At 65.6% G+C, this 22,979-nt stretch carries 22 protein-coding genes; 12 read left to right on the top strand and 10 right to left on the bottom strand.

Annotation, left to right across the window (positions count from 1 at the left end; all coding sequences use genetic code 11):
- Positions 1-69 precede the first annotated feature (69 nt).
- A complete protein-coding gene (locus ACZYZ7_RS29345; RefSeq protein WP_450072938.1) occupies positions 70-2,373 on the top strand; it encodes an FdhF/YdeP family oxidoreductase in 2,304 nt (767 codons plus the stop codon).
- Positions 2,373-3,008 (top strand): DUF1345 domain-containing protein, encoded by a 636-nt coding sequence (locus tag ACZYZ7_RS29340; protein ID WP_450072939.1) that lies wholly within the window; start codon positions 2,373-2,375, stop codon positions 3,006-3,008. Before ACZYZ7_RS29345 ends, ACZYZ7_RS29340 begins: the two co-directional genes overlap by 1 nt.
- A gap of 17 nt (positions 3,009-3,025) precedes the next feature.
- On the opposite strand, the gene ACZYZ7_RS29335 is transcribed toward ACZYZ7_RS29340, so the two are convergent.
- The 5 genes from ACZYZ7_RS29335 to echA20 form a co-directional block, all read right to left on the bottom strand.
- Positions 3,026-3,697, bottom strand: a complete 672-nt coding sequence (locus tag ACZYZ7_RS29335) for a class I SAM-dependent methyltransferase (RefSeq protein WP_450072940.1) — start codon at positions 3,695-3,697, stop codon at positions 3,026-3,028.
- A gap of 96 nt (positions 3,698-3,793) precedes the next feature.
- Complete coding sequence (gene ipdC, locus ACZYZ7_RS29330; protein ID WP_135458766.1) at positions 3,794-4,864, bottom strand: (3aS,4S,5R,7aS)-5-hydroxy-7a-methyl-1-oxo-octahydro-1H-indene-4-carboxyl-CoA dehydrogenase; 1,071 nt, start codon at positions 4,862-4,864, stop codon at positions 3,794-3,796.
- Positions 4,865-4,867: 3 nt separating this feature from the next.
- Positions 4,868-5,617: a cholesterol ring-cleaving hydrolase subunit IpdB gene (gene ipdB / locus ACZYZ7_RS29325; protein ID WP_450072941.1), complete on the bottom strand. Its 750-nt coding sequence runs from the start codon at positions 5,615-5,617 to the stop codon at positions 4,868-4,870.
- The gene (ipdA, locus tag ACZYZ7_RS29320; protein ID WP_450072942.1) at positions 5,614-6,501 is read right to left on the bottom strand and encodes a cholesterol ring-cleaving hydrolase subunit IpdA; all 888 of its coding nucleotides are present in this window, start codon (positions 6,499-6,501) and stop codon (positions 5,614-5,616) included. The genes ipdB and ipdA overlap by 4 nt, the downstream gene beginning before the upstream one ends.
- On the bottom strand, positions 6,501-7,259 hold the full coding sequence (gene echA20, locus ACZYZ7_RS29315) for a (7aS)-7a-methyl-1,5-dioxo-2,3,5,6,7,7a-hexahydro-1H-indene-carboxyl-CoA hydrolase (protein WP_135458761.1): 759 nt from the start codon (positions 7,257-7,259) through the stop codon (positions 6,501-6,503). The genes ipdA and echA20 overlap by 1 nt, the downstream gene beginning before the upstream one ends.
- A 59-nt stretch (positions 7,260-7,318) precedes the next feature.
- Between echA20 and ACZYZ7_RS29310 the strand changes: the two genes are divergently transcribed.
- Both ACZYZ7_RS29310 and ACZYZ7_RS29305 read left to right on the top strand, forming a co-directional pair.
- Positions 7,319-8,098 carry an SDR family oxidoreductase gene (locus ACZYZ7_RS29310; protein ID WP_135458758.1) on the top strand — a complete coding sequence of 260 codons (780 nt, stop codon included), beginning with the start codon at positions 7,319-7,321 and terminating at the stop codon, positions 8,096-8,098.
- Positions 8,099-8,110: 12 nt separating this feature from the next.
- Positions 8,111-9,016: an SDR family oxidoreductase gene (locus ACZYZ7_RS29305; protein WP_029108221.1), complete on the top strand. Its 906-nt coding sequence runs from the start codon at positions 8,111-8,113 to the stop codon at positions 9,014-9,016.
- Between the two features lie 150 nt (positions 9,017-9,166).
- Here ACZYZ7_RS29305 and ACZYZ7_RS29300 read toward each other — a convergent pair whose 3' ends face one another.
- The 5 genes from ACZYZ7_RS29300 to ACZYZ7_RS29280 all read right to left on the bottom strand — a co-directional run bounded on the left by ACZYZ7_RS29300 (position 9,167) and on the right by ACZYZ7_RS29280 (position 14,677).
- On the bottom strand, positions 9,167-10,546 hold the full coding sequence (locus ACZYZ7_RS29300; RefSeq protein ID WP_450072943.1) for a histidine phosphatase family protein: 1,380 nt from the start codon (positions 10,544-10,546) through the stop codon (positions 9,167-9,169).
- A gap of 478 nt (positions 10,547-11,024) precedes the next feature.
- Positions 11,025-12,461 (bottom strand): histidine phosphatase family protein, encoded by a 1,437-nt coding sequence (locus ACZYZ7_RS29295; RefSeq protein ID WP_463742348.1) that lies wholly within the window; start codon positions 12,459-12,461, stop codon positions 11,025-11,027.
- A gap of 200 nt (positions 12,462-12,661) precedes the next feature.
- Positions 12,662-13,141 (bottom strand): nitroreductase family deazaflavin-dependent oxidoreductase, encoded by a 480-nt coding sequence (locus ACZYZ7_RS29290; protein ID WP_450072945.1) that lies wholly within the window; start codon positions 13,139-13,141, stop codon positions 12,662-12,664.
- A gap of 10 nt (positions 13,142-13,151) precedes the next feature.
- Positions 13,152-13,526 (bottom strand): hypothetical protein, encoded by a 375-nt coding sequence (locus ACZYZ7_RS29285; protein WP_450072946.1) that lies wholly within the window; start codon positions 13,524-13,526, stop codon positions 13,152-13,154.
- Positions 13,526-14,677: a steroid 3-ketoacyl-CoA thiolase gene (locus tag ACZYZ7_RS29280; RefSeq protein ID WP_135458751.1), complete on the bottom strand. Its 1,152-nt coding sequence runs from the start codon at positions 14,675-14,677 to the stop codon at positions 13,526-13,528. Before ACZYZ7_RS29280 ends, ACZYZ7_RS29285 begins: the two co-directional genes overlap by 1 nt.
- 167 nt (positions 14,678-14,844) lie before the next feature.
- Here ACZYZ7_RS29280 and ACZYZ7_RS29275 point away from each other — a divergent pair, with 167 nt between their 5' ends.
- The 8 genes from ACZYZ7_RS29275 (at position 14,845) to ACZYZ7_RS29240 (ending at position 22,854) form a co-directional block, all read left to right on the top strand.
- Entirely contained in the window at positions 14,845-16,095 is a 1,251-nt protein-coding gene (locus ACZYZ7_RS29275; RefSeq protein WP_135458749.1) for a cytochrome P450, read from the top strand.
- Between the two features lie 35 nt (positions 16,096-16,130).
- On the top strand, positions 16,131-17,135 hold the full coding sequence (locus ACZYZ7_RS29270) for an acyl-CoA dehydrogenase family protein (RefSeq protein ID WP_450072947.1): 1,005 nt from the start codon (positions 16,131-16,133) through the stop codon (positions 17,133-17,135).
- The gene (fadE29, locus tag ACZYZ7_RS29265) at positions 17,135-18,298 is read left to right on the top strand and encodes an acyl-CoA dehydrogenase FadE29 (RefSeq protein WP_135458745.1); all 1,164 of its coding nucleotides are present in this window, start codon (positions 17,135-17,137) and stop codon (positions 18,296-18,298) included. Before ACZYZ7_RS29270 ends, fadE29 begins: the two co-directional genes overlap by 1 nt.
- 15 nt (positions 18,299-18,313) lie before the next feature.
- Positions 18,314-19,285: a bifunctional MaoC family dehydratase N-terminal/OB-fold nucleic acid binding domain-containing protein gene (locus ACZYZ7_RS29260; protein WP_463742347.1), complete on the top strand. Its 972-nt coding sequence runs from the start codon at positions 18,314-18,316 to the stop codon at positions 19,283-19,285.
- On the top strand, positions 19,282-19,689 hold the full coding sequence (locus tag ACZYZ7_RS29255) for a MaoC family dehydratase (protein WP_167858004.1): 408 nt from the start codon (positions 19,282-19,284) through the stop codon (positions 19,687-19,689). The genes ACZYZ7_RS29260 and ACZYZ7_RS29255 overlap by 4 nt, the downstream gene beginning before the upstream one ends.
- Positions 19,689-20,846, top strand: a complete 1,158-nt coding sequence (locus tag ACZYZ7_RS29250) for a lipid-transfer protein (RefSeq protein ID WP_090518404.1) — start codon at positions 19,689-19,691, stop codon at positions 20,844-20,846. Before ACZYZ7_RS29255 ends, ACZYZ7_RS29250 begins: the two co-directional genes overlap by 1 nt.
- An 83-nt stretch (positions 20,847-20,929) precedes the next feature.
- The gene (locus tag ACZYZ7_RS29245; RefSeq protein ID WP_135458739.1) at positions 20,930-22,042 is read left to right on the top strand and encodes a hypothetical protein; all 1,113 of its coding nucleotides are present in this window, start codon (positions 20,930-20,932) and stop codon (positions 22,040-22,042) included.
- A 47-nt stretch (positions 22,043-22,089) separates the two neighbouring features.
- Complete coding sequence (locus ACZYZ7_RS29240) at positions 22,090-22,854, top strand: hypothetical protein (RefSeq protein ID WP_463742346.1); 765 nt, start codon at positions 22,090-22,092, stop codon at positions 22,852-22,854.
- Positions 22,855-22,979 lie beyond the last annotated feature (125 nt).

The following is a 22,979-nucleotide window of genomic DNA, read 5'->3' as shown; positions in this document are numbered from 1 at the left end:
GTCAGGCCTTCGAAACTCTGCGCAAACATTCCTTGGACGCGGCTGTTCGTCCGCGCGCAGACTTGACTCATGACAGACCGGGGCACCGAGCAGCGCACCGACGCCGAGGGGCATGACCAACCGGAATTCCACCCCTACCATCACCCCGCGGCCGGATGGGGCGCGGCGAAGAGCGTCACCAGATTGCTGATCCGCGAGCGCGAGCCCATCGACGGCCCCCGCGCGATCATGAAGATGAACCACGAGAACGTCGGCTTCGACTGTCCGGGCTGCGCTTGGCCCGACGACATGAAGGGCCTCAAACTCGACATCTGCGAGAACGGCATCAAACACGTCACGTGGGAGATGACGCACAAGCGCTGTGGTCCGGAGTTCTTCGCCCAGCACACCGTCTCCGAGCTGGCGACCTGGAGCGATTTCGCCCTCGAAGACCAGGGGCGCCTCACCGAGCCGATGGTCTACAACTCCGAGACCGATCACTACGAACCGATCGGCTGGCGTGATGCGTTCGATCTGGTGGGCAAGGCCCTGGCGGATCTGGACGACCCGGACCAGGCGTCGTTCTACACGTCGGGCCGGCTGGGCAACGAGGCGACCTTCCTGTACCAGCTGATGGCCCGCGAACTCGGCACCAACAATCTGCCGGACTGCTCCAATATGTGCCACGAGGCGAGCGGTCGCGCCCTGACGGCCTCGCTGGGTACCGGTAAGGGCACGGTCGACCTCGAAGACTGGGAGACCGCGGACGCGCTGTTCATCATCGGTGTCAACGCGGCCTCCAACGCGCCGCGCATGCTCACCGCACTCGCCGAGGCCTACCGCCGCGGCGCGCAGGTCGTGCACATCAACCCACTGGTCGAGGCCGGTGCCACCAAGACGATCATCCCGCACGACTTTCTGCGGATGGCCACCTTCAAGTCCACCAAGACCAGCACGTTGAACCTGCAGCCCCGGATCGGCGGGGATATGGCGCTCATCCGTGGCATCGCCAAAGCCGTTCTGGAACAAGCGGAAACCGACCCCAAGGCGCTGGACGCCGAGTTCATCGCCCGCTACACCGCGGGATTCGAGAACTACCGTGCGGTCTGTGAGGCCACCTCATGGGACGAGATCGAGTACAAGTCCGGTGTGCGCCAAGCCGATATCCGCAAGGCGGCCAAGGTCTACTGCGATGCCGACCGCAGCATCATCAGCTGGTGTCTCGGCGTCACCCAGCACGAACACGGCGTGGACAGCGTGCGGGAGATCGTCAATCTGCTTCTGCTGCGCGGCAATCTGGGCCGTGAAGGCGCCGGGCCGTCGCCCGTCCGGGGACACAGCAATGTGCAGGGCAACCGCACCTGCGGTATCGATCACCGGCCGGCCGGGGCCTTCCTCGACCGGCTTGCCGAGGTGTGCGGGATCGACCCGCCGCGCGAGCACGGAATGGACACCGTGCACACCATCGAGGCCATGCACCGCGACGAGATAAAGGTGTTCGTCGGGATGGGCGGCAATTTCGCCAGTGCCGCCCCGGACACCACGTACACCTTCGCGGGACTACAGAAATGTGATCTCACCGTTCAGGTGAGCACCAAGCTCAACCGCAGTCACGTGATCCACGGTCGTCGCGCCCTGATCCTGCCGTGCCTGGGCCGTACCGAGAAGGACCATCAGAAGGCCGGGGTTCAGTCCACCTCGGTCGAGGACTCGATGAGCATGGTGCACCTCTCGGTCGGGATGAAGAAGCCCGCCTCGCCGCACCTGAAGTCGGAACCGGCGATCATCGCCGGGATCGCGCAGGCCGCGCTGCCCGCCAGCGGCACCCCGTGGAGCTGGTACGTCGAGGACTACGACCGGATCCGAGACACGATGGCCAAGGTGCTCAACGGTTTCGAGGATTTCAATCGGCGGGTCCGGCTTCCGCTGGGATTCCGCATCAAGCAGCCCGCGCGGGAACTGATCTTCCTGACCCCGTCCGGTCGGGCCGAGTTCTCGGCGGTCGACCTACCCGACGGCAGCACCGAGTCGGGCACACTGATCCTGGCTACGCTGCGCTCACACGATCAGTGGAACACCACCATCTACTCCGACAATGACCGCTATCGGGGCGTAAAGAACCTGCGCACACTGATTTTCATGAATGCGCAGGACATGGCCGAGCGCGGGATCAGAGAATTCGACGACGTCGACATCGTCGCCACCGCGCGGGACGGCAGCACGCGGTCGCTGCAGCGCTACAAGGCCATCCCGTACGGCATTCCGCACGGCTGCGCCGCGGGGTACATGCCCGAGATGAACGTGCTGTGCGCCATCGGCGATTACAGCACCCAGAGCGACCAGCCCATCATGAAGAACGTCAAGGTGCGTGTGACGCTGTCGGCGCCCGCCTGATGGCAGCACCGTGGTTGCTCTCTCCGGTCACTCGGCTCGGGGGCTCGGTGATCGTCGGTGTGCTCGCGGGCCAGATAACCGGATCGCTGACCGACGCGTCTCTCGGGGTTCTGGTCGGGATCGCCTGCACTGGAGCAGTTTTCGTCGCGGGTGGATGGCTGCTGCTGTGGCCCATGGATGCCGGGGCCACCCGAGACCATGCGCGCCAGGAAGCCTTCAACCCGGTGGTCGAGGAGCTGGTGATCGTGGCGGCCGCGCTCGGTGCGTTGGTCAGCATCGTCGTCATGCTGGTTCGCGGCGGTTCGCACAGCGATCCGAGTGCGGCCACCGCGGCGCTGGCCGGGGTCTTCATGGCGTGGGCCGGTATGCACCTGATGTACGCCGCCCGCTACGCGTATCTCTACTACACACCGAAAGCCGGTGGCATCGACTTCAATTCCGACGAGCTGCCGGCGTTCCGGGATTTCTTCTACTTCAGCTACAACCTCGGCATGACCTATCAGGTGTCGGACACCGGCGTCACCGATTCGACGATCCGCGCGGTGGCGCTGCGACACTGTCTGCTGTCGTACCTGTTCGGCACCGTGATCCTGGCGACCACGATCAACCTGGTCGTCGGCATCGTGTCCAGCTGAAACCCCGTCCGGGCAGTTCAGCCGGGTTTCGTCCAGCAGATGGTGTGCCGGAACGCCAGCCGACGGCGCATCGCGGCGCCCGGCATGACTTGATGGGCAACAGCTTGAAGCTCATCGAAGCTGAGCTGAGGATCGCGGACCGGGAACGGCGGGGGTACCGGATCACCGGGCACCGGGCGCGGATGTTTGATCAGGCCGATGATCGGGTTGGTCACCGCGGACGCCAGATCCCATGCGGTGTCACTGATCGAGGCGGGCGCGGCCAGTCCGACGGCCAGAAACCGTCCGCCCGGGCTCAGCAGCCGTCGGACCTCGATCAGCGCTTGCTCGACGTCGAGGTGGTGCAGCACTGCCACCATGGTGATGACATCGACCGGTCCGTCGAGGTGGGCGAGTTGGCTGTCGTCGATGGTGACGTTGGCCAGGCCGGCGCAGCGCTGGGCCGCTTCGGCGCGCATGCCCGCATCAAGATCCGTACCGCGGACATGTGTGAACCGAGCGGCCAGTTGAGCCACCAAAGCGCCCTGGCCGCATCCGATGTCGATCGCGCTGCCGCGGTGTGCGGGCAGGTTCGCCAGGATCCAACGGTGGAAATGGTCGTTGTGACTCCACGGGTGCCTGCTGTTGAAGTTGTGCAGCCCCTCGGCGGCTCGCCTGACCACTGGGTGTTCGACGCGACGGATGTCCATGCCTCCACTGTGCCCGGCGTTCTCCCGTGAGCAGACAAAAAACTGCCCCTCTTCACGTGAAAAGGGGCAGTTTTACGTCTGCTCGCGCAGGGAAGGTTACTGAATGTAGGACGACGCGGACTGCAGGTGTGCGACGGCGTCGTCGACGATCTTCTCGACCAGCTCAGCACACGACGGCAGGTCGTTGATGATGCCCGCCACCTGTCCCGAGGCCAGCACGCCGGCGTCGGTATTGCCCTCCACCAGGCCGGCTTTGAGCAACATCGGGGTGTTGGCCGCCATCACGACCTGCGACCAGGTGAGCTCCTTGCCGTGCCGCATCGCGAGGCCGTCCTTGACCATCGACAGCCACGTCATGCCCGAGAGCTTCTTGAACTTCTGGGCGTTGCCGATCGCGGCGGCGAAACCGCGTGCCCGCGAACCGCTCTCCAGCTTCTCGACCAGACCGGTGCGCAGCACCCGGTGCGGCATGCCGTCGACGCGGGTGGACACCACGGTGCCGTCCAGCGCGGACTGCAGGTACCGCTCCTTGACCGCGTCGGGCACGGTGGAATCCGAGGTCAGCAGGAACCGGGTTCCCATGGCAACCCCAGCGGCACCGTAGGACAGTGCGGCAGCCAGGCCGCGGCCGTCGAAGAAACCGCCGGCGGCGATCACCGGCATGCCGGTGTCCTTGACGGCATCGAGCACCGAGGGCAGCAGGAGCGTGGTGGCGACGGGACCGGTGTGGCCACCGCCCTCCCCACCCTGCACGATCACCGCGTCAGCGCCCCAGCCGGCCACCTTCTTGGCGTGCTTGGCCGCACCGACCGACGGGATCACCACGACACCGGCATCTTTCAGCTTGGCGATCAACTCGGGCTTGGGAGCTAGAGCGAAGGAGGCGACTTTGACTCCTTCGCGGATCAGGAGGTCGACACGCGCACCGGCATCGCCCGCGTCGGCACGCATGTTGATGCCGAAGGGTTTGTCGGTGGCGGCCTTGACCTTGGTTACGGCGGTCTGCAGTTCCTCGAGCGTCATCGTCGCTGACGCCAGGATGCCGAGCCCGCCGGCATTGGAGGTTGCGGCGACCAGTCGTGCACCGGCCACCCAGCCCATTCCCGTCTGCACGACGGGATGCTCGATACCGACCAGTTCGGTCAGCGGAGTCTTGAGCTTGCCCATTCTTTAGACCTTGACCTCTTTGTCGCGCAGCGACTTCGGATCGATGACCTCGCGCAGGAGCCTGAGCTCCTCATCGGTGGCCAACCGGGTGGTCTCGGCCTCCTCTAGGCCGTGCACCTCGAAGGAGGTGTTGTCGGCGACCTGATCGGCCTCGACGCCGGGGTGCAGCGAGACCGCCCGCATCTGGTGGTCGGGGCCGTTGAAGTCGAACACGCCCAGGTTGGACACCACGCGGTAGATGTTCGCGAAGCGGTAGGCCGGATTCTCCGGATCGACCTTGTCCCAGCCGATTCCGGACACGATGTCCACCGAGTCGCAGAACACGCGCTTGGAGTGGTTGCCCACGAAGTAGCTCGTGGCGTGGTTGATGCTGTTGCCGGGCGCGCCGCGGACTCCGAACATCTGCCGGGTCGGCTGCTGGATCGGACCGAACGCCGACAGGTTCTGGTTGCCGTAGCGGTCGATCTGGTTGGCGCCCATCACCACATGGCGCTTGCCCCAGGCCAGGGTCTCGAAGACCCGGTTGAACGGCATCCAGCCCTCGACGGTGAAGGGGGCGCCGATGGCCGGGGTGTCGGCCAGGATCCGGGCCTCACCGTCGGTCAGCACAATGTCGGGGGAGAAGGTCAGCCGGGCCAGCCGGGCACCGATCTGGACGACGGTGGTCATCGGGCTGGCCATGATCTCGCCGGCGTCGCGGAACAGTTCGGCGCAGGCGACGGCGCACACCTCAGCACGGGTCACGGCAATCACTTGCTGGCCTCCTGATCTTCCTTGAACTTCCGCACGGCCGCCTGGTAGTCGGCTTCGCTGCCGGACAGATACGTCTTGACGAACTCGGCCCAGGTCTCGTCGGAGCCGGCGGCCTCTGCGTAGTGGCGCTGGAACTTCTCGTCGCGCCGGTAATCGGGCTCGTTGGTGGTGAAGTGGGCGCCGTTGGGGGCTTCCACCACGGAATCGACCATCATCCGGTTGATCAGCAGGGCCTGCGTCGGGACGGCCTTGACCAGTTCCTCGGTGGTCACCACGCGCTCGACCGAGAGGAAGCGGCGCTGCGCCGACATCAGGAACAGGTCATCGAAGTACGGGTCGATACCGGTGTAGGCCGCATTGCCCTGGGCATCACCGAGATTCATGTGCACAAACGCCGCGTCGAGGTTCAGCGCGGGCATCGCGATCAGTTCCTCGTAGGCACCGTCGGTCGGGTACGGGGACTTCACGGTCTTGAGCTCGTCGCCCCAGAACGTCCGGACATCGCTACCGAGGCCGGCGCGGATCGGCAGGAACGGCAGCCGCTGGGCGGCAGCCTGCAGGCCGCAGCGCAGCATGCCCTCGTCCATCTCGCGGGCCTCGATGGCACCGGTGGTGCGGGCCTTGGCGAACCACGGGTCGTAGAACGGCGGCGAGTCCAGGGACACGAAGCCGTAGTAGACGCGCTTGACCTTGCCGGCCGAGCACAGCAGGCCCAGATCGGGACCGCCGTAGGTGACCACGGTCAGGTCTTTGACGTCGGTGCGCAGCAGGGCGCGGACGAAGGCCATCGGCTTGCGCCGCGAGCCCCAGCCGCCGAGGCCGATCGTCATGCCGCTCTCGATCGAGGCGACCGCCTCGTCGAGAGTTGTTCGCTTGTCTGCCATTACTTCGTGTCTCCCTTTGAGGTTCCGGCGAAGGCGTCGCGGTGCTCGTCGGACACACCGGACAGGTTGAGTTCGAAGGTGAAGCCCTGCTCCATGCGGTAGCGCGCGTTGACTGGCTGCACGTCGATGAAGTTCAGCGCCTCTTTGGCCGCCCGGATCACCCGGGTGTCCTTGCTGGCGATGTCGCGGGCGACGCGCAGGGCGGCCTCGTCGAGATCCTCACGCGGGACCACCTCGTGCACCGAACCGAAGTGGTGCAGCGTTTCGGCGGGAACGGTGGCGGCGGTGAAGAACAGCCGGCGCATCAGGTGCTGGGGGACCAGCCGGGACAGATGGGTGGCGGCTCCGAGCGCGCCGCGCTCCACCTCCGGGAGTCCGAACTTGGCGTCATCGGAGGCGACGATCACGTCGGCGTTGCCGACCAGGCCGATTCCGCCGCCGACGCAGAAGCCGTTGACCGCCGCGACGACAGGGACCTCGCACTCGTACACGGACTTGAACGCGTGGTAGCAGCCGCGGTTGGCGTCGATCAGCGCGCCGAAGCCCTCGGTGTTCTGCATTTCCTTGATGTCCACACCGGCGTTGAAGCCACGGCCCTCGGCTCGCAGGATCACGACGTGCGTGCTGCGGTCGCGGCCTGCCGCGGTGATCGCATCGCCGAGTTCGAACCAGCCGGCCGACGGGATGGCGTTGACGGGCGGGTAGTTGACGGTGACCGAGACGATGCCCGGCTCGACTGTCTTGGTGGTGATCGTCATCAATCCACTTCCTGAAGGGGTCGCTACCTAAGCAAGCACTTGCTTGGTACGCTAGCACAGTGACCGATACGCCAGAAGCCGGTGCCATCAATTTGGGTTTGACCGGCAAGGTGGTCCTGGTGACCGGCGGAGTGCGAGGGGTTGGCGCTGGAATCAGCGCGGTTTTTGCTGGTCAGGGCGCCACTGTGGTGACCTGCGCACGCCGTCCGGTCGAGGGGCTGCCCTACGAATTCCACAGCTGCGACGTCCGTGATGACGACTCGGTGGCCGCGCTCATCGAGGCCATCGTGGCCAAGCACGGCCGGTTGGATGCCGTGGTGAACAACGCCGGCGGATCGCCGTACGTGGCCGCCGCAGATGCGTCGGCCAAGTTCAGCACCAAGATCATCGAGCTCAACCTGCTCGGGCCGCTCTCGGTCTCCCAGCACGCCAACGCCGTGATGCAGAAGCAGGAGACGGGCGGGGTGATCGTCAACATCTCCAGCGTCAGTGCGCACCGGCCCACCCCGGGTACCGCCGCCTACGGCGCGGCCAAGGCCGGTATCGACAACCTGACCACCACGCTGGCCGTGGAATGGGCGCCCAAGGTGCGGGTGAACTCCGTGGTGGTCGGCATGGTCGAGACCGAGCAGTCCGAACTGTTCTACGGCGACGCCGAGTCGGTGGCCGCGGTGGCCGCCACCGTCCCGCTGGGCCGGCTGGCCAAGCCCACCGATATCGGCTGGGCCGCAGCGTTTTTGACCTCTGACGCGGCGTCCTACATCAGTGGGGCGGCGCTGCAGGTGCACGGCGGTGGTGAACCGCCGACCTACCTCGACGCCTCAAACGCCAATAAATAAGGAGATACAGGTATGGGATTGCTCGACGGCCGCGTGGTCATCGTGACGGGTGCCGGTGGCGGTATCGGGCGTGAGCACGCGCTCGCGTTCGCTGCCGAAGGCGCCCGCGTCGTGGTCAACGACATCGGGGTCGGCCTGGACGGTTCGCCCGCCGGCGGCGGCAGCGCCGCGCAGAATGTGGTCGACGAGATCGTCGCTGCCGGAGGCGAAGCCGTCACCAGTGGCGCCAACGTCGCCGACTGGGCGCAAGCCGAGGGCCTGATCCAGACCGCCGTGGATGCCTTCGGCACCCTGGACGTGCTGGTGAACAACGCCGGCATCGTGCGCGACCGGATGTTCGCCAACGCCACCGAAGAGGAGTTCGACGCCGTCACCGCCGTGCACCTCAAGGGGCACTTCGCCACCATGAAGCACGCCGCCGCGTACTGGCGGGCCAAGTCCAAGGCCGGCGAAACCGTTGACGCGCGCATCATCAACACCAGCTCCGGCGCCGGCCTGCAGGGCAGCGTCGGCCAGGCCACCTACAGCGCCTCGAAGGCCGGCATTGCCGCGCTGACGCTGGTGGCCGCGGCCGAGATGGGTCGCTACGGCGTCACCGTCAACGGCATTGCGCCCTCGGCCCGGACCCGGATGACCGAGACCGTCTTCGCCGACATGATGGCCACCCAGGACCAGTCCTTCGATGCCATGGCCGCGGAGAACATCTCCCCGCTGGTGGTGTGGTTGGGCAGCGTCGAGTCCAAGGACGTCACCGGCAAGATGTTCGAGATCGAGGGCGGCAAGATCCGCATCGCCGAGGGCTGGGCCCACGGTCCGCAGATCGACAAGGGCGCGAAATGGGATCCCGCCGAGCTGGGCCCGGTCGTCAACGACCTGCTGGCCAAGGCTCGCCCCGCGGTCCCGGTTTACGGCGCGTAATTTCTTCTTGTTTCGTCGAGACTGCGCTCAGATCGTGAAATCCGCCGGATTCGCGATCTGAGTGCAGACTCGTTGTCCTAGAAGCAGACTCGAATACAAAAGGTGCCCCAGACCAATTGGTCTGGGGCACCCCTTGAAAATGCCGACTGGTCAGGCGGCGTCCTTCTTGCCAGCGGTGTCGCTGCCGGCACCGTCGTTGTCACCGGCCGACTTGCTCGGCTGGCCGGTGGCCTTCTTGACGGCGTCGCTGAGCTTCTTGATCGACGACGACACCTGGTCCTGGGTTTCCTTGACGGCGGTCCGGACCTGCTCGCTGCTACGGTTCAGCGACTTCGTGACGCCCGGCAGAGCCTTGTTCCCATCGGACAGATCGGTCGCGCCACGGGGCTTGACGATGCCGTCGACAGCGGCCTTGAGCTTCGACTTCGCCCCCGCGAGGGATGCGGAATCAGCCGGTTTCGTTGTGTCCGAGGCGGTCTCCGTCTCCGGAGCGGACTGAACCTTCTGCTCGATGCTGTCCTTGGTCACGTTCAGCGTGCTCTTGACGTCCTCGACCCCGGTGGACACCTTGTCCTGCAGATCGTTGGTCTTGCTCGGGAATGCATCGCTGACGCGCTTGATGATCTCCGCGTTGACAGCACGGTTGAACTTGGTGACCGAGAAGGTTGCGTCGGCGACACTGTGGTTGATGGCCGTCGCGATGGTCACGAGGTCACCCGTCTTGAAGGCCTCCTTGACCTGATCCGCAGCGGCGGTCAGCTGGCGGGTCAGCGTCCGGAGCTGGAGTTTCACTTCGTATCCGAAGGTCCGTTCCGGGCTGAACTGCTGGCCGTTCCAGTTCACCAGGGTCCAGCCGTCCTCGTTGTTGCCCTCGATGACGACGTAATCGGTGTTGTTCAACTGGGCTGTCTGCAGCAGCTGGAGCTTCTGCATCACGGTGATGTTCTCAACGTTCATCAAGGTCCAGAACATGATGGTGCCGCCGTGCGAGAACACCACGGCGTTGCGGTCGCCGTTGTCGTACATGGTCTGCAGCGCGCCCCGGACCCGTTCGTCGAACACGTATCCGTTGACGTTGGTACCCGGCATGTACGTGCCCTTGTTGAACGGGATCTGCGGGATCACGCCCGGGAGCGCCCATGCGATCGGATACAGGCCGTACCCGCTGGAAGCGTTCGCTTCCGGGGTGCCCTCGAAGACACCGGCCTCGATCTCCTGCAGGCCGGGAAGCACCTGGATCGGCAGGCCGAGGCGCTGCGACATCGGTGCGGCGGTGAGCTGCGTGCGCACCATCTGGGACGCGTAGATGGCGTCGTAGTTGTTGTCGCCCAGCTTGTCGGCTACGGCCTGGGCCTGCTGCTGGCCCAGGGGGGTCAGCACCGGACCCGGGGTCTTGGTGTCGATCAGGCCGGAGGCGTTGCCCTCCGATTGCGCGTGACGTATGAACGTCACACGCATGACCTCGGCGGCATGGGCGACGGGCATCGCCAGGAAGAAGGCGAGGAATGCCAGGGCGACGCCCCCGAGCATTGTTCGTTTTCGTGGCGCAGGTGCGCCGCGTCTGAGGTGAATCATGTACTTTCGCCCTTTCGTTTGGTGTTCAACGGTTTTGTCTTGACTCATGGAAAAAGGGATGTTCGAGTGACCTCCTCTTCGAGAGGAAGCGGACCGACTCAGGCCCGCGGTTAGGCTTCTGGCACTGGCGATTTCACGCGGCGGGGCTCAGCAAGGATCAATGTCCTTGCCGCCGAACTTCTTTGCTGCGCCGCGAATGCTGCCCGTCATCCTGGCCCCCCGGTTCTCAGTGGATTATCAGCGATATTCGCTTGACAGTCAGATGCATTCTGCGGTTGGGGGTAGACGTCGATGCGTAGCTATCCCACTGTGTGGGAGGGTATTTGACAGATTTGAGGTGCTGCTCTAACCGGGTGCAGACACGACTCAGTCCCCCTCCCGATGCGAGGAGGGGGACCGACCCGGTTGGTATTACCTTGCGCTACACGCTATTTCACGCGGCATCTTTCGATGCGGTCTTCGGTTTGCTGGTGCTGCTGGCCTTGTCGGCCTTGTCGGCCTTGTCGGCGCCGGTGAGCTTCTTGACGTTGTCACTCGCCTGCTTGACCGAGGACTCAACTCCGCTGCGCACGTCGTCTGCAGCCTGCTTGACCCGGTCGCGAACCGCCGACACAGCCTTACCCGGTTCTGCCTTGTTGCCGTCGGTCAGCTTGGTTGCGCCGTTGGCGGTACGGGCGGCGGTGATCTTGGCCTGCACCGGCTCGGTCACCTTCTCGACGGTGGAGCCGGCGTCCTCGGTGGCGTTCTCGACGGCAGTCTTGACGACGGCGAGATCCTTGACCGACGGGGTGTCGCCGACGGCGGTCTTCTCCGTGCTGAGCTTGGAAACCTGGTTCGTCGGCTGCCCCAGCGAGCCCGGGATGCCGGTGATCGCGTTCACGGTGTCGGTGATCGAGTCCTTGACGAACTTCACGCCGGCGTTGGCGACGTCCTGCACGCCCTGCGCCCCGGTGGTGACGATGCCCTGGGCGTCCAGCGACAGGACCGGGATGCGCATGTTGTAGACGGCCTTCTGCGGCGCGACGATCAGATCCCGGAAGTTGACGAACATCTGGGTCGGGTAATTGGCCGCGCCGACCTCTTGGCCGGCCCATTCCTTGAGGGTCCAGCTGCCGTCGGCGTTCTTCTCCACGACCACCGTGTCGGTGTTGTTCAACGGATGCTGCACGATCAACAACAGGTTCGGGTTGTCGACGTTCATCATCGTCCACATCATGATGGTGGCGCCGTGCGAGAACACCGCGGCGTCGACCTTGCCGTCGCCGTTGGTGTCGGAGGTGCCGGACTCCACGTCGGCAAGTGCATTCGTCACGCGCTCGTTGAACTCCAGGCCGCTCTCGCCGCCGGGAACCGAGATGAACTGCAGGCCCAACGTCCAGGCCAGCGGCGCGAGGATGTAACCGATGCGGCCGATGCCCTCACTCTCGGGCAGGCCCTCGAAGATGCCGGCACTGATTTCCTGCACACCGGAGTTCCGCTGCGGGTTGGCCGGGTCGAACTGACCGAGGATCGTGACCGGCAGCCCGCGCTTGGCGGCGAACGGCGCCGCGGTCTCCTGGGTGCGAATCATGGTCGAGGCATAGAGCGCGTCGTACTTGGTGCACGAGGCGGTGGGGCACTGAGTGTTGGCCCAGTTCTGCGCCTGCTGCTCGCCGGTCTCGCCACCGTTCTGGTTGATCTGGTCATTGGTCAGGTGCGGCCCCGGGGTGCTGGTGTCGATGTACCCCGAGGCGTTGCCCTGCGACTCGGCGTGCCGGATGAACGTCACGGTCATCGCCGCGGCGGGCAGCGTCGCTGCCGCGAACAGAGAGCACGCCGTCAGGGTTGTTGCGGCGGCACCGGCAACCCGGCGTCGGTTGGGTCGTTGCATAGGGTCTCCATCGGTTCACGAAATCGTGGGCTGCCGCTCACTTGCCGTTCAACTGTGTGCGTGCTCACAGAACATAATCAAAATTCTGTTCACCCGTCAATTCTGCTACCGAGAGTTGCGTAATTGGCCGGCTCCAGGACACCTGGCAACGCAAAACGCCCCCGACCTCAAGGTCAGGGGCGTTTCGGGTGAAGGTCAGGTCATGCCGGGTCGCAGATCACGATCGGGATCTTGCGGTCGGTGTAGGACCGGTAGTTCACGAAGTCGGCATACATGGCGTCCAGCTTGGGCCAGTACACGTCGCGCTCGGCGTCGGTGGCGTCGCGCGCGGTGAGCTCCAGGGTCTCGCGCTTGGTCTGGAACCTCACCCGGGGATTGGCCACCAGGTTCAGGTACCACATCGGGTTGGTGGCCCGGCCGCCCTGCGAGGCGACCAGCACGATGCGCTTGCCTTCCTGCAGGAACAGCAGCGGGCTGTCGCGCTCCTCGCCCGACTTGCGCCCGATCGTGGTCAGGATGCCCACTTCCGCGCCGCGCAGGAACTTGTCGCCGAAGCGCCCGCCCGTCTTCTTGAAGATCCAGGTCTGGGCGCGCGACATCCACTTGATGGCGGTGCCGGTCGATTTCGCGTTGAGCCGTTCGACCTGTTTGGGGTTCAGCGGGCGCGGGGTGTTGGCCATGCGGTGGACCTTAGCGGCTGATGAACGGGGTCAGGGAGGCGCGGATGTGGTGGATCTTTCCGTCGGATGCCGGGATCAGGAACGTCTCGTCGACGTGCGAGCACACCCGCCACCCGAACAGGCGCGGCTTGGTGAGCACGTCGAACCGAGCGCGGACCTGATCGCCGTCGACGGTGAATTCCGGCGTCGTCGTCTTCTCGATCAACTTGAACTGCGGGCCGCTGTTCAGGCTGCGCCGCAGATGATCTCCGGAACGGCCGGTCTTCAGCCCCATCTCGATGCGGATGCAGTCCGGTGTGAACGGGACTGCATCCGCCTGATGGCTCACCAGCGCATCGATGTAGGCCTGTGCGGCCGCGATGCGCTCGGCGTCGCTGAAGGTCACTAGATGCGCTCGATGATCGTGCCGGTAGACAGCGCGCCGCCGGCGCACATGGTGATCAGCGCCGTGCTCTTGTCGGTGCGCTCCAGCTCGTGCAGGGCCGTGGTGATCAGGCGGGCGCCCGTCGATCCGACCGGGTGGCCCAGCGCGATGGCGCCGCCGTTGACGTTGACCTTGTCCATGTCGGCGCCGTGCACCTGAGCCCAGGACAGCACGACAGAGGCGAAGGCCTCATTGATCTCGACGAGGTCGATGTCGCCCATCTTCATGCCGGCCTTCTCGAGGACCTTGGCGGTGGACTGCACCGGGCCGTCGAGGTGGTAGTAGGTCTCGGCGCCGACGTTGGCCTGGCTGATGATGCGGGCGCGCGGCTTCAGGCCGAGGGCCTTCGCCTTGTCCTCGTCCATCCACAGCACCGCCGCGGCGCCGTCGGAGATCTGCGAGGACGTACCGGCAGTGTGGATGCCACCTTCGATCACCGGCTTCAGCCCGGCCAGGCCCTCAGCGGTGGTGTCGCGCAGACCCTGGTCGCGGCTGACCGTGTTCCATTCGGCGGTCGGCTGCTTGTTCTCGTCGATGACCGGTGCCTCGATCGGGGAGATCTCGCGGTCGAAACGACCCTCGGCCCAGGCCTGTTTGGCCTTCAGCTGCGACGCCAGGCCCAGCGCATCCACATCGGCGCGGGTGATGCCGCGGCGCTTGGCGATCCGCTCGGCGGCCTCGAACTGGTTGGGCAGGTCGATGTCCCAGGACGCGGCGCGGGCGCCGCCGCCGTTGGCGCCGAGCCCGACCCGGCTCATCGCCTCGATGCCACAGGCGATGCCGATGTCGATGGCGCCGGTGGCGATCAGGCCGGCGACCAGATGGTTGGCCTGCTGGGCGCTGCCGCACTGGCAGTCGACGGTGGTGGCGCCGACGTGCTCGGGCAGCCCGGCGACCAGCCAGGACTGCCGGGTGACATTGTTGCCCTGCTCGCCGAACTGCGTGACGCAGCCACCGATGAGCTGCTCGACGCTGCCGGGGTCGATTCCGGCCTTCTCGATGAGGGCCTTCTGGACGGCTCCGAGAAGCTCGGTGGCGTGCAGGCCGGACAACCAGCCGTTGCGCTTGCCGATGGGGCTGCGGGTGGCTTCGACGATGACAGGGTTACCCATGAAGCCAGGCTAGAACACGTTTCATTACTCTGACAAGCGCGGATGTATCACTGCCTTTGATCTGCGGTCAAGCCGTGTTTCAATGGTCACAATTGGTACTAGACCACGTTGTTTCAAGCATCGCTGGCTACCCGCACGGCTTGCTGCAGACACTAGGAGTTAGACACATGGGCTGCCCCAACATCCCCAAGGAATTCGACTTCCTCGATTCCGAGCTGAACCTCAAGGGCCTGCCGGTCGAGGAACTCGCCGAGCTCCGTAAGGCCGAGCCGGTCCGCTGGGTCGACGTCCCGGGCGGCACCGGTGGCTTCGGAGACAAGGGCTACTGGTTGGTCACCCGGCACGAGGACGTCAAGGACGTCTCGCTGCGCAGCGACGTGTTCTCCAGCTCGATGAACGGCGCGATCCCGGTCTGGCCGCAGGAGATGACCCGCGAAGCGGTCGACCTCCAGCGCGCCGTCCTGCTCAACATGGACGCACCGCACCACACCCGTCTGCGCAAGATCATCTCCCGTGGCTTCACCCCGCGTGCGCTCTCGCGGCTCGAGGACGAGCTGAACAACCGCGCGCAGCAGATCGCCAAGAACGCCGCCGCGTCCAACACCGGCGATTTCGTCGAGCAGGTCTCCTGCGAGTTGCCGCTGCAGGCCATCGCCGAACTGCTCGGTGTCCCGCAGGACGACCGCGACAAGCTGTTCCGCTGGTCCAACGAGATGACCGCCGGCGACGATCCCGAGTACGCCGACGTCGATCCGGCCATGTCCTCCTTCGAGCTCATCTCCTACGCCATGAAGATGGCCGAGGAGCGCGGCAAGAACCCCACCGACGACATCGTCACCAAGCTGATCGAAGCCGACATCGACGGCGAGAAGCTCAGCGACGACGAGTTCGGCTTCTTCGTCATCATGCTTGCGGTCGCGGGCAACGAGACCAGCCGTAACTCCATCACGCACGGCATGATCGCGTTCTCGCAGAATCCCGATCAGTGGGAGCTTTTCAAGCGGGAGCGGCCGAAGACCGCCGTCGACGAGATCATCCGTTGGGCCACGCCGGTTTCGGCCTTCCAGCGCACCGCCAGCGAGGACACCGAGATCGCCGGTGTCAAGATCAAGGCCGGTGAGCGCGTGGTGATGTCCTACCGTTCGGCGAACTTCGACGACGCGGTGTTCGAGGACCCGTTCACGTTCAACATCCTTCGCGATCCCAACCCGCACGTCGGCTTTGGCGGCACCGGGGCGCACTACTGCATCGGCGCCAACCTGGCCCGCCTGACGATCAACCTGATCTTCAACGCCGTCGCTGATCACATGCCCGACCTCCAGCCGACCGGCGATCCCGAGCGGCTAAAGTCCGGATGGCTCAACGGCATCAAGCACTGGCCGGTCGATTACACCGGGCAGTGCCCGGTCGCGCACTGAGCTACTGACCGCCTAACGGATCAAGGAGGATTCGGGTGGATTTCACACCGAACCCAGAGCAGCAGGCTGTTGCCGATGTGGTGACCTCTGTTCTGGAACGCGACAACACTTGGGATGCACTGGTTTCCGGTGGTGTCGCGGCGCTGGGAGTACCGGAACGACTCGGCGGTGACGGTCTGGGTCTGCCCGAGCTGTCGACCGCGTTGACCGAGATCGGTCGGCACGGCACCATCGGCCCGGCGCTGGCCACCGTGGGCCTCGGTCTGGTGTCGTTGCTCGACCTCGCCTCCGACGCGCAGCAGGACCGGTACCTCGCCGATGTCGCGACGGGTGCGGTGCTCTCGGCGGCGCTCAACGAGCCCGGACAGTCGCTGCCGGAGCGTCCCGCGACCAACTTCGCCGAAGGCAAGCTCAACGGCACCAAAGTCGGTGTGCCCTATGCCGAGACGGCCAAGTGGCTGGTGGTGACCGCCGACAGCGCAGTGGTGGTGGTCTCGCCCGCGGCCGACGGTGTGACGGTCACCAAGACCCCGACCTCCAACGGTTCCGACGAGTACGCGGTCACCTTCGCCGACGTCGCGGTCGACGCGGCCGACGTGCTCGACGGCGCGAGTGCTCACCGGGTCAACCAGTTGGCGCTCGCTGCCACCGGGGCGTTCGCCGCCGGTCTGGTTGCCGGCGCGCTCCGGTTGACCGCCGACTATGTGGCCACCCGTGAGCAGTTCGGCCGTCCGCTCTCGACCTTCCAGACGGTGGCCGCACAGCTGTCCGAGGTCTACATCGCCTCGCGGACCATCTCGTTGCTGTCCACCTCGGCGCTGTGGCGGCTGTCCGAAGGCCTTGACGCCGACGAGGATCTGAACATCCTGGGCTACTGGCTCAGCTCGCAGGCCGCTCCGGCCATGCGGCTGTGTCATCACCTGCACGGCGGTATGGGTATGGACATCACCTACCCGATGGACCGCTACTACTCCTCGATCAAGGACCTGACCCGCCTGTTGGGTGGTCCGTCGCATCGCCTCGATTTGGTGGGAGCGTAATGTTCATCGACCTGACGCCCGAGCAGCGCGCGCTGCAAGCCGAGCTGCGAGAATACTTCTCGACTCTCATCACGCCCGAAGAGGCCGCGGCGATGGAGTCCGACCGGCACAACGAGGCCTACCGTGCGGTGATCAAGCGCATGGGCAGCGACGGCAAGCTCGGCGTCGGTTGGCCCAAGGAGTACGGCGGCCTGGGCTTCGGCCCGGTCGAGCAGCAGATCTTCATCAACGAGGCCAACCGGGCCGACATCCCGCTGCCGATGGTCACGTTGCAGACGGTGGGCCCCACCCTGCAGGCGCTCGGCACCGAGGAGCAGAAGAAGAAGTTCCTGCCCGGAATTCTCGCCGGTGAAGTGCATTTCGCCATCGGGTACTCCGAGCCCGACGCCGGAACCGACCTGGCGTCCCTGCGTACCACCGCGGTCCGTCACGGTGACGAATACATCGTCAACGGACAGAAGATGTGGACCACCGGCGCGCACGACGCCGACTACATCTGGCTGGCCTGCCGTACGGACCCCACCGCGGCCAAGCACAAGGGCATCTCGATCCTGATCGTCGACACCAAGGATCCCGGCTATTCCTGGACCCCGATCATCCTTTCGGACGGGGCGCACCACACCAACGCCACGTACTACAACGATGTGCACGTGCCCGCCGACATGCTCGTCGGTGAGGAGAACGGCGGCTGGAAGCTCATCACCACCCAGCTCAACCACGAACGGGTCGGCCTCGGGCCCGCCGGCCGTATCGCCGGCATCTACGACCAGGTGCACACCTGGGCATCGAAGCCCGGTTCGGACGGTGTCCCACCGATCGAGCAGAACGAGGTGAAACACCTTCTGGGGCAGATCAAGTCGATCTGGCGGATCAACGAACTGCTCAACTGGCAGGTCGCGGCCTCCGGCGAGACCATCGCCGTGGCCGATGCCGCCGCGACCAAGGTGTTCTCCACCGAACGGCTGCAAGAGGTTGGCCGGTTGGCCGAAGAGATTGTCGGCGGTTACGGCAACCCGGCGGACTCGGAGACCGCCGAACTATTGGTCTGGCTGGACAAGATGACCAAGCGCAACCTGGTCATCACCTTCGGCGGTGGCGTCAACGAGGTCATGCGCGAGATGATCGCGGCGTCGGGCCTGCGGGTGCCGAGGGTGACCCGGTAACAGCGAGGGATTGAGATGAGCGTGAATCTGCAGGCCGGTATCGACCAGATCATCGCGTCCGGGACGAGCAAACCGACGGTGGCTCGGGACCCGGTGAATCAGCCCATGATTCACCACTGGGTCGACGCGATCGGTGACAAGAACCCGATCTACGTCGACGCGGAAGCCGCTAGAGCTGCGGGTCATCCCGGCATCGTGGCGCCGCCGGCGATGATCCAGGTCTGGACCATGATGGGGCTGGGACGCACCCGGTCCGACGATGATCCGCTGGGTAGGGCGATGAAGTTGTTCGACGATGCCGGGTATGTCGGTGTCGTCGCCACCAACTGCGACCAGACCTACCACCGCTACATCCAGCCTGGCGAACAGGTGGTGATGAGCGCCGAGATCGTCGGCATCGTCGGTCCCAAGCAGACCGCACTGGGCGAGGGCTACTTCATCAATCAGAAGATCCGCTGGCATGTCGGTGACGAGGAAGTCGCCGACATGGACTGGCGCATCATGAAGTTCCTCCCCGCCGGTAAGCAGGCAGCCGCGGAAGACTCTGAAACCAACGAGATCCCAGAAGATCTCGACCCGGACAAGCTGATGCGGCCGTCCTCGTCGCGGGATACCAAGTTCTTCTGGGACGGTATCAATGCCCACGAGCTGCGGATCCAACGCCGCCCCGATGGCACCTTGCAGCACCCGCCGGTGCCCGCGGTGTGGGCCGACAAAGATGCCCCCGTCGATTATGTCGTGGCCTCCGGCAAGGGCACGGTGTTCAGCTACGTCGTGCACCATGCGCCCAAGGTGCCCGGACGCAGTCTGCCGTTCGTGATCGCCCTCGTTGAACTTGAGGAGGGGGTCCGGATGCTCGGCGAGCTGCGCGGGATCGCTGCCGACCAGGTGAAGATCGGAATGCCGGTCACCGCAACCTATATCGACTTCCCGGACAGTGAGATCAGCCCGGCCTGGACGTTGTACGCATGGGAGCCACAAGCATGAGCCTGACTGTCTCCGACGTTCGGGTCGGCACCAAGTTGCCCGAACTCAAGATCTACGGCGACCCGACGTTCATCGTCTCCACCGCCATCGCGACGCGCGACTACCAGGATGTGCACCACGACCGGGACTTGGCGCAGGCCAAGGGGTCCAAGGACATCTTCGTCAACATCCTCACCGACACCGGGCTGGTCGGTCGGTACGTGACCGACTGGGCCGGTCCGAACGCGTTCGTCAAGTCGATCAAGCTGCGCCTCGGGGTGCCCTGGTACGCCTACGACACCATCACCTTCACCGGGGAGGTCACGGAGATCGAGGGCGACCTGGTGACACTGAAAGTGGTGGGCAGCAACAGCCTTGGCAACCACGTCATCGCCACGTCCACACTTACTTTGGGGGACAACTGATGCTCTCCGGCAAGGCAGCCATCGCCGGTATCGGCGCCACCGACTTCTCCAAGAACTCCGGTCGCAGTGAACTGCGTCTGGCCGCCGAGGCGGTGCTCGACGCACTCGACGACGCCGGCCTCAAGCCGTCCGACGTAGACGGTCTGGTGACGTTCACGATGGACTCCAATCTGGAGACCGCCGTGGCCCGCTCCACCGGGATCGGAGATCTCAAGTTCTTCAGCCAGATCGGTTACGGCGGCGGTGCCGCGGCCGCGACCGTCCAGCAGGCGGCTCTGGCCGTCGCGACCGGTGTGGCGGAAGTCGTTGTGGCCTACCGGGCGTTCAACGAGCGCTCCGAGTTCCGGTTCGGCCAGGTGATGACCGGCCTGACCGTCAACGCCGATTCGCGCGGCGTGGAGTACAGCTGGTCCTACCCGCACGGGCTGAGCACCCCGGCCGCCTCGGTGGCGATGATCGCGCAGCGTTACATGCATGAATACGGCGCCACGAGCGCGGATTTCGGCGCGGTGTCGGTGGCAGACCGCAAGCATGCCGCGACCAACCCGAAGGCGTTCTTCTACGGCAAGCCGATCACCATCGAGGATCACCAGAACTCGCGGTGGATCGCCGAACCGCTGCGGCTGCTGGACTGCTGCCAGGAGAGCGACGGCGGCGTGGCCATCGTCGTCACCACCCCCGAGCGGGCCAAGGACCTCAAGCACCGGCCGGCGATCATCGAGGCCGCCGCCCAAGGTGCCGGCACCGACCAGTTCACCATGTACTCGTACTACCGCGACGAGCTCGGGCTTCCCGAGATGGGTCTGGTCGGCCGTCAGCTCTGGCAGCAGAGTGGCCTGTCGCCCGACGACATCCAGACCGCGATCCTCTACGACCACTTCACCCCGTACACGTTGATCCAGCTCGAGGAGCTCGGTTTCTGCGGTAAGGGTGAGGCCAAGGACTTCATTGCCGGGGGCGCCATCGAGCTCGGCGGACGGCTGCCGATCAACACCCACGGCGGTCAGCTCGGCGAGGCCTACATCCACGGCATGAACGGCATTGCCGAGGGCGTGCGCCAGTTGCGGGGGACCTCGGTCAACCAGGTCGAGGGCGTCGAGCATGTACTGGTCACCGCTGGAACCGGTGTGCCGACATCCGGATTGATCCTCGGATAAAAGGTGCATCGCCACCCCTGATTGGCACGGTAATGTTTGCTCCGGATGTGCATCATCACGGGTAGATAGGGGGGGGCCGCGGCATGGCGATAGAGCGCGACAGTAGCCCGTACGGGTCGCAGACCTTGCTCGGGCCGGGTTGGCCGAGCGTCGACGAGGAACAGCTGACCGCGGCGGCGGCGTCGTATCAGAAGATCGCCGCCAAGATCAGTGGCACAGTCGTCCCGCAACAGACCAGCCAGCTCTCGAAGCTGCAGGGTTCGTGGGAAGGCGGCGCGGCGTTGGCCGCCTCGGGTGAGGCGACCACGATGATCGGCGGACACGAGGCCAATGGTCTACAGGCGCAGGCCATTTCCACCGCGTTGATGAAAATGGCAGCGACCGTGGCGGAGACCAAGACGATCGTGAATGCGGCCGCGGAAGAGGTCCAGCAGGAGGTCATGGGCATTTTGGCCCTGGGGCCGCTTGCCGGCCCCAATGCGCAGGCGCTGATCGAGAGCCGGGTCAAGGCAGGTTTGGCGCAGAACACCGCGACCGTCTCGGCCGCCTCCGCGGAAATGGCGGACAGCCTCAGCACGGTGGCCAACCTCCCGCAGGTCGGCACCCCGCCGACGGCGCAAGCTCAGCAGGCGGCCCAGAAGGGCGCCGATTCGATGATGCAGCTGATCAGCCAGCTGCCGCAGATTCTGGGCCAGTTGCCGCAGATGGCCGGCCAGATTCCGCAGCAGCTCTCCCAACCGCTGCAGCAGTTGTCGCAGCCCCTGCAGCAGCTGACGTCGATGTTGGGTTCGGGTGGCAAGGGCACCGGCGGTGGGCCCAGCCCCTTCTCGGCGTTCTCTAACCATCCGGCGGCCGGCGGCTCCGGTCCCAGCAGTGGTGCGGGCATGGTCAAGGCCGCGGGTCTGCCCGGGGGCTCCGGTGGCGGCAGCCCGCAGACGCCCTTGCTGGCGAAGATGGTGGGCGGTGGCAGCACCGCACCGGTCTCGGTCGACCCCGGTGCCAGCGCCGCTGTGGTCGGCGGTGTCGCCCCGGTGGCAGCGGCCAATGCGACGGGCGGCGGCATGGGCGGCGGCATGGGCATGATGGGCGGCGGCCAGCGTGCCGGTGGCGGTGGGGGCACCGCGACCGGACTGGCGGTCCCGGCTCCTTTGGAACACGACACGGGGGATGGTGGCGATGACTATGACGATTGGTGATCGGTCTCGACGGGAAGGGGACAACCGTGAGTAGCCCGGGAAGCCCGATGTCAATGAAAGGTCCGCTCAGCTGGGACGCCGCGTCGTTGAACCTGCCTGACATGCCGCCGATTCAGCCCGGTGAGGATGCGATGAGCATGACCATCGCCGGCATCGTGCCGACCCTGGCGGCCTCGCTGACCACGAATGTGACGGCGTTGTCGGCCAAGGAAAACATGTTCAACGCCAAGCTGTCGGATGCCCAGGGGGCCTACGAGAAGGCCGACGACTCCGGCGGTCAGGGCGTGGGTCAGCTCAGCCAGATGATGGGGCAGCTGGGACAGATGGGCCAGATGGCCAGTGCGCCGTCGCAAGCTATGGGCCAGATGGGCGGGCAGTTCGGCTCATTGATGGAGCCGCTGATGAAGGCCATGGAAGGCGCCAAGGGCGGCGGCTCGGAGAACGGCGGCGCACCGGGTGCCGGCCAGCCCGGCGGCCCGGGTGGTCAAGGTGGCCCGAATCCGCAACAGCAGCAGGAAGAGCGCGAGGCCAAGCTCAACGATCGGGACAAGCAGCAGGACGATCGCGAGACGGCGCAGAACGACCGCGACGTTGCGCAGGACCGACGCGAAGCCGGCCTGGATGCGCGGGAGACGCAGATGAACGCCCCGTCCGGTGGGGCGGCGTCGGCGGCTCCGCACTCGGCGCCCCCGGTCACGCATTCGGCTCCACCCGCTGCGTCGGCACCGCCTGCCTCCGCGCCCAGCCCGGTTCCGGTGGCACCCGAGGCCCCCCGTCATTCCGGCGGGGACGATCTCTGGAAGCGGATGTAGGCGGCTCCCCGCACCGCGCCTTGATGTGTCAGCAAATTTTGGTTTGTTGACTCGGCATATTCAAGATCATTGCCAGTTTTGCATCTCGCGGAGATTCTTCAACAGTCGTGATGTGCTGAACGGTG

The sequence above is a fragment of the Mycobacterium sp. IDUB_17 genome, from assembly GCF_055419465.1.
Note: the sequence above shows the minus strand (reverse complement) of the source record. Positions and strands in the feature narration are given on the sequence as shown.

Coding starts and splice junctions, on each gene's coding strand:
- ACZYZ7_RS29275 (WP_135458749.1), top strand. CDS start 14,845: ATGGGCTGCCCCAACATCCCCAAGGAATTCGACTTCCTCGATTCCGAG.
- ACZYZ7_RS29300 (WP_450072943.1), bottom strand. CDS start 10,546: ATGCTCGGGGGCGTCGCCCTGGCATTCCTCGCCTTCTTCCTGGCGATG.
- ACZYZ7_RS29335 (WP_450072940.1), bottom strand. CDS start 3,697: ATGGACATCCGTCGCGTCGAACACCCAGTGGTCAGGCGAGCCGCCGAG.
- fadE29 (WP_135458745.1), top strand. CDS start 17,135: ATGTTCATCGACCTGACGCCCGAGCAGCGCGCGCTGCAAGCCGAGCTG.
- ACZYZ7_RS29305 (WP_029108221.1), top strand. CDS start 8,111: ATGGGATTGCTCGACGGCCGCGTGGTCATCGTGACGGGTGCCGGTGGC.
- ipdA (WP_450072942.1), bottom strand. CDS start 6,501: ATGGCAGACAAGCGAACAACTCTCGACGAGGCGGTCGCCTCGATCGAG.
- ACZYZ7_RS29295 (WP_463742348.1), bottom strand. CDS start 12,461: ATGCAACGACCCAACCGACGCCGGGTTGCCGGTGCCGCCGCAACAACC.
- echA20 (WP_135458761.1), bottom strand. CDS start 7,259: ATGACGATCACCACCAAGACAGTCGAGCCGGGCATCGTCTCGGTCACC.
- ACZYZ7_RS29260 (WP_463742347.1), top strand. CDS start 18,314: ATGAGCGTGAATCTGCAGGCCGGTATCGACCAGATCATCGCGTCCGGG.
- ACZYZ7_RS29245 (WP_135458739.1), top strand. CDS start 20,930: ATGGCGATAGAGCGCGACAGTAGCCCGTACGGGTCGCAGACCTTGCTC.
- ACZYZ7_RS29340 (WP_450072939.1), top strand. CDS start 2,373: ATGGCAGCACCGTGGTTGCTCTCTCCGGTCACTCGGCTCGGGGGCTCG.
- ACZYZ7_RS29250 (WP_090518404.1), top strand. CDS start 19,689: ATGCTCTCCGGCAAGGCAGCCATCGCCGGTATCGGCGCCACCGACTTC.
- ACZYZ7_RS29345 (WP_450072938.1), top strand. CDS start 70: ATGACAGACCGGGGCACCGAGCAGCGCACCGACGCCGAGGGGCATGAC.
- ACZYZ7_RS29240 (WP_463742346.1), top strand. CDS start 22,090: ATGTCAATGAAAGGTCCGCTCAGCTGGGACGCCGCGTCGTTGAACCTG.
- ipdC (WP_135458766.1), bottom strand. CDS start 4,864: ATGGGCAAGCTCAAGACTCCGCTGACCGAACTGGTCGGTATCGAGCAT.
- ACZYZ7_RS29280 (WP_135458751.1), bottom strand. CDS start 14,677: ATGGGTAACCCTGTCATCGTCGAAGCCACCCGCAGCCCCATCGGCAAG.
- ACZYZ7_RS29255 (WP_167858004.1), top strand. CDS start 19,282: ATGAGCCTGACTGTCTCCGACGTTCGGGTCGGCACCAAGTTGCCCGAA.
- ACZYZ7_RS29290 (WP_450072945.1), bottom strand. CDS start 13,141: ATGGCCAACACCCCGCGCCCGCTGAACCCCAAACAGGTCGAACGGCTC.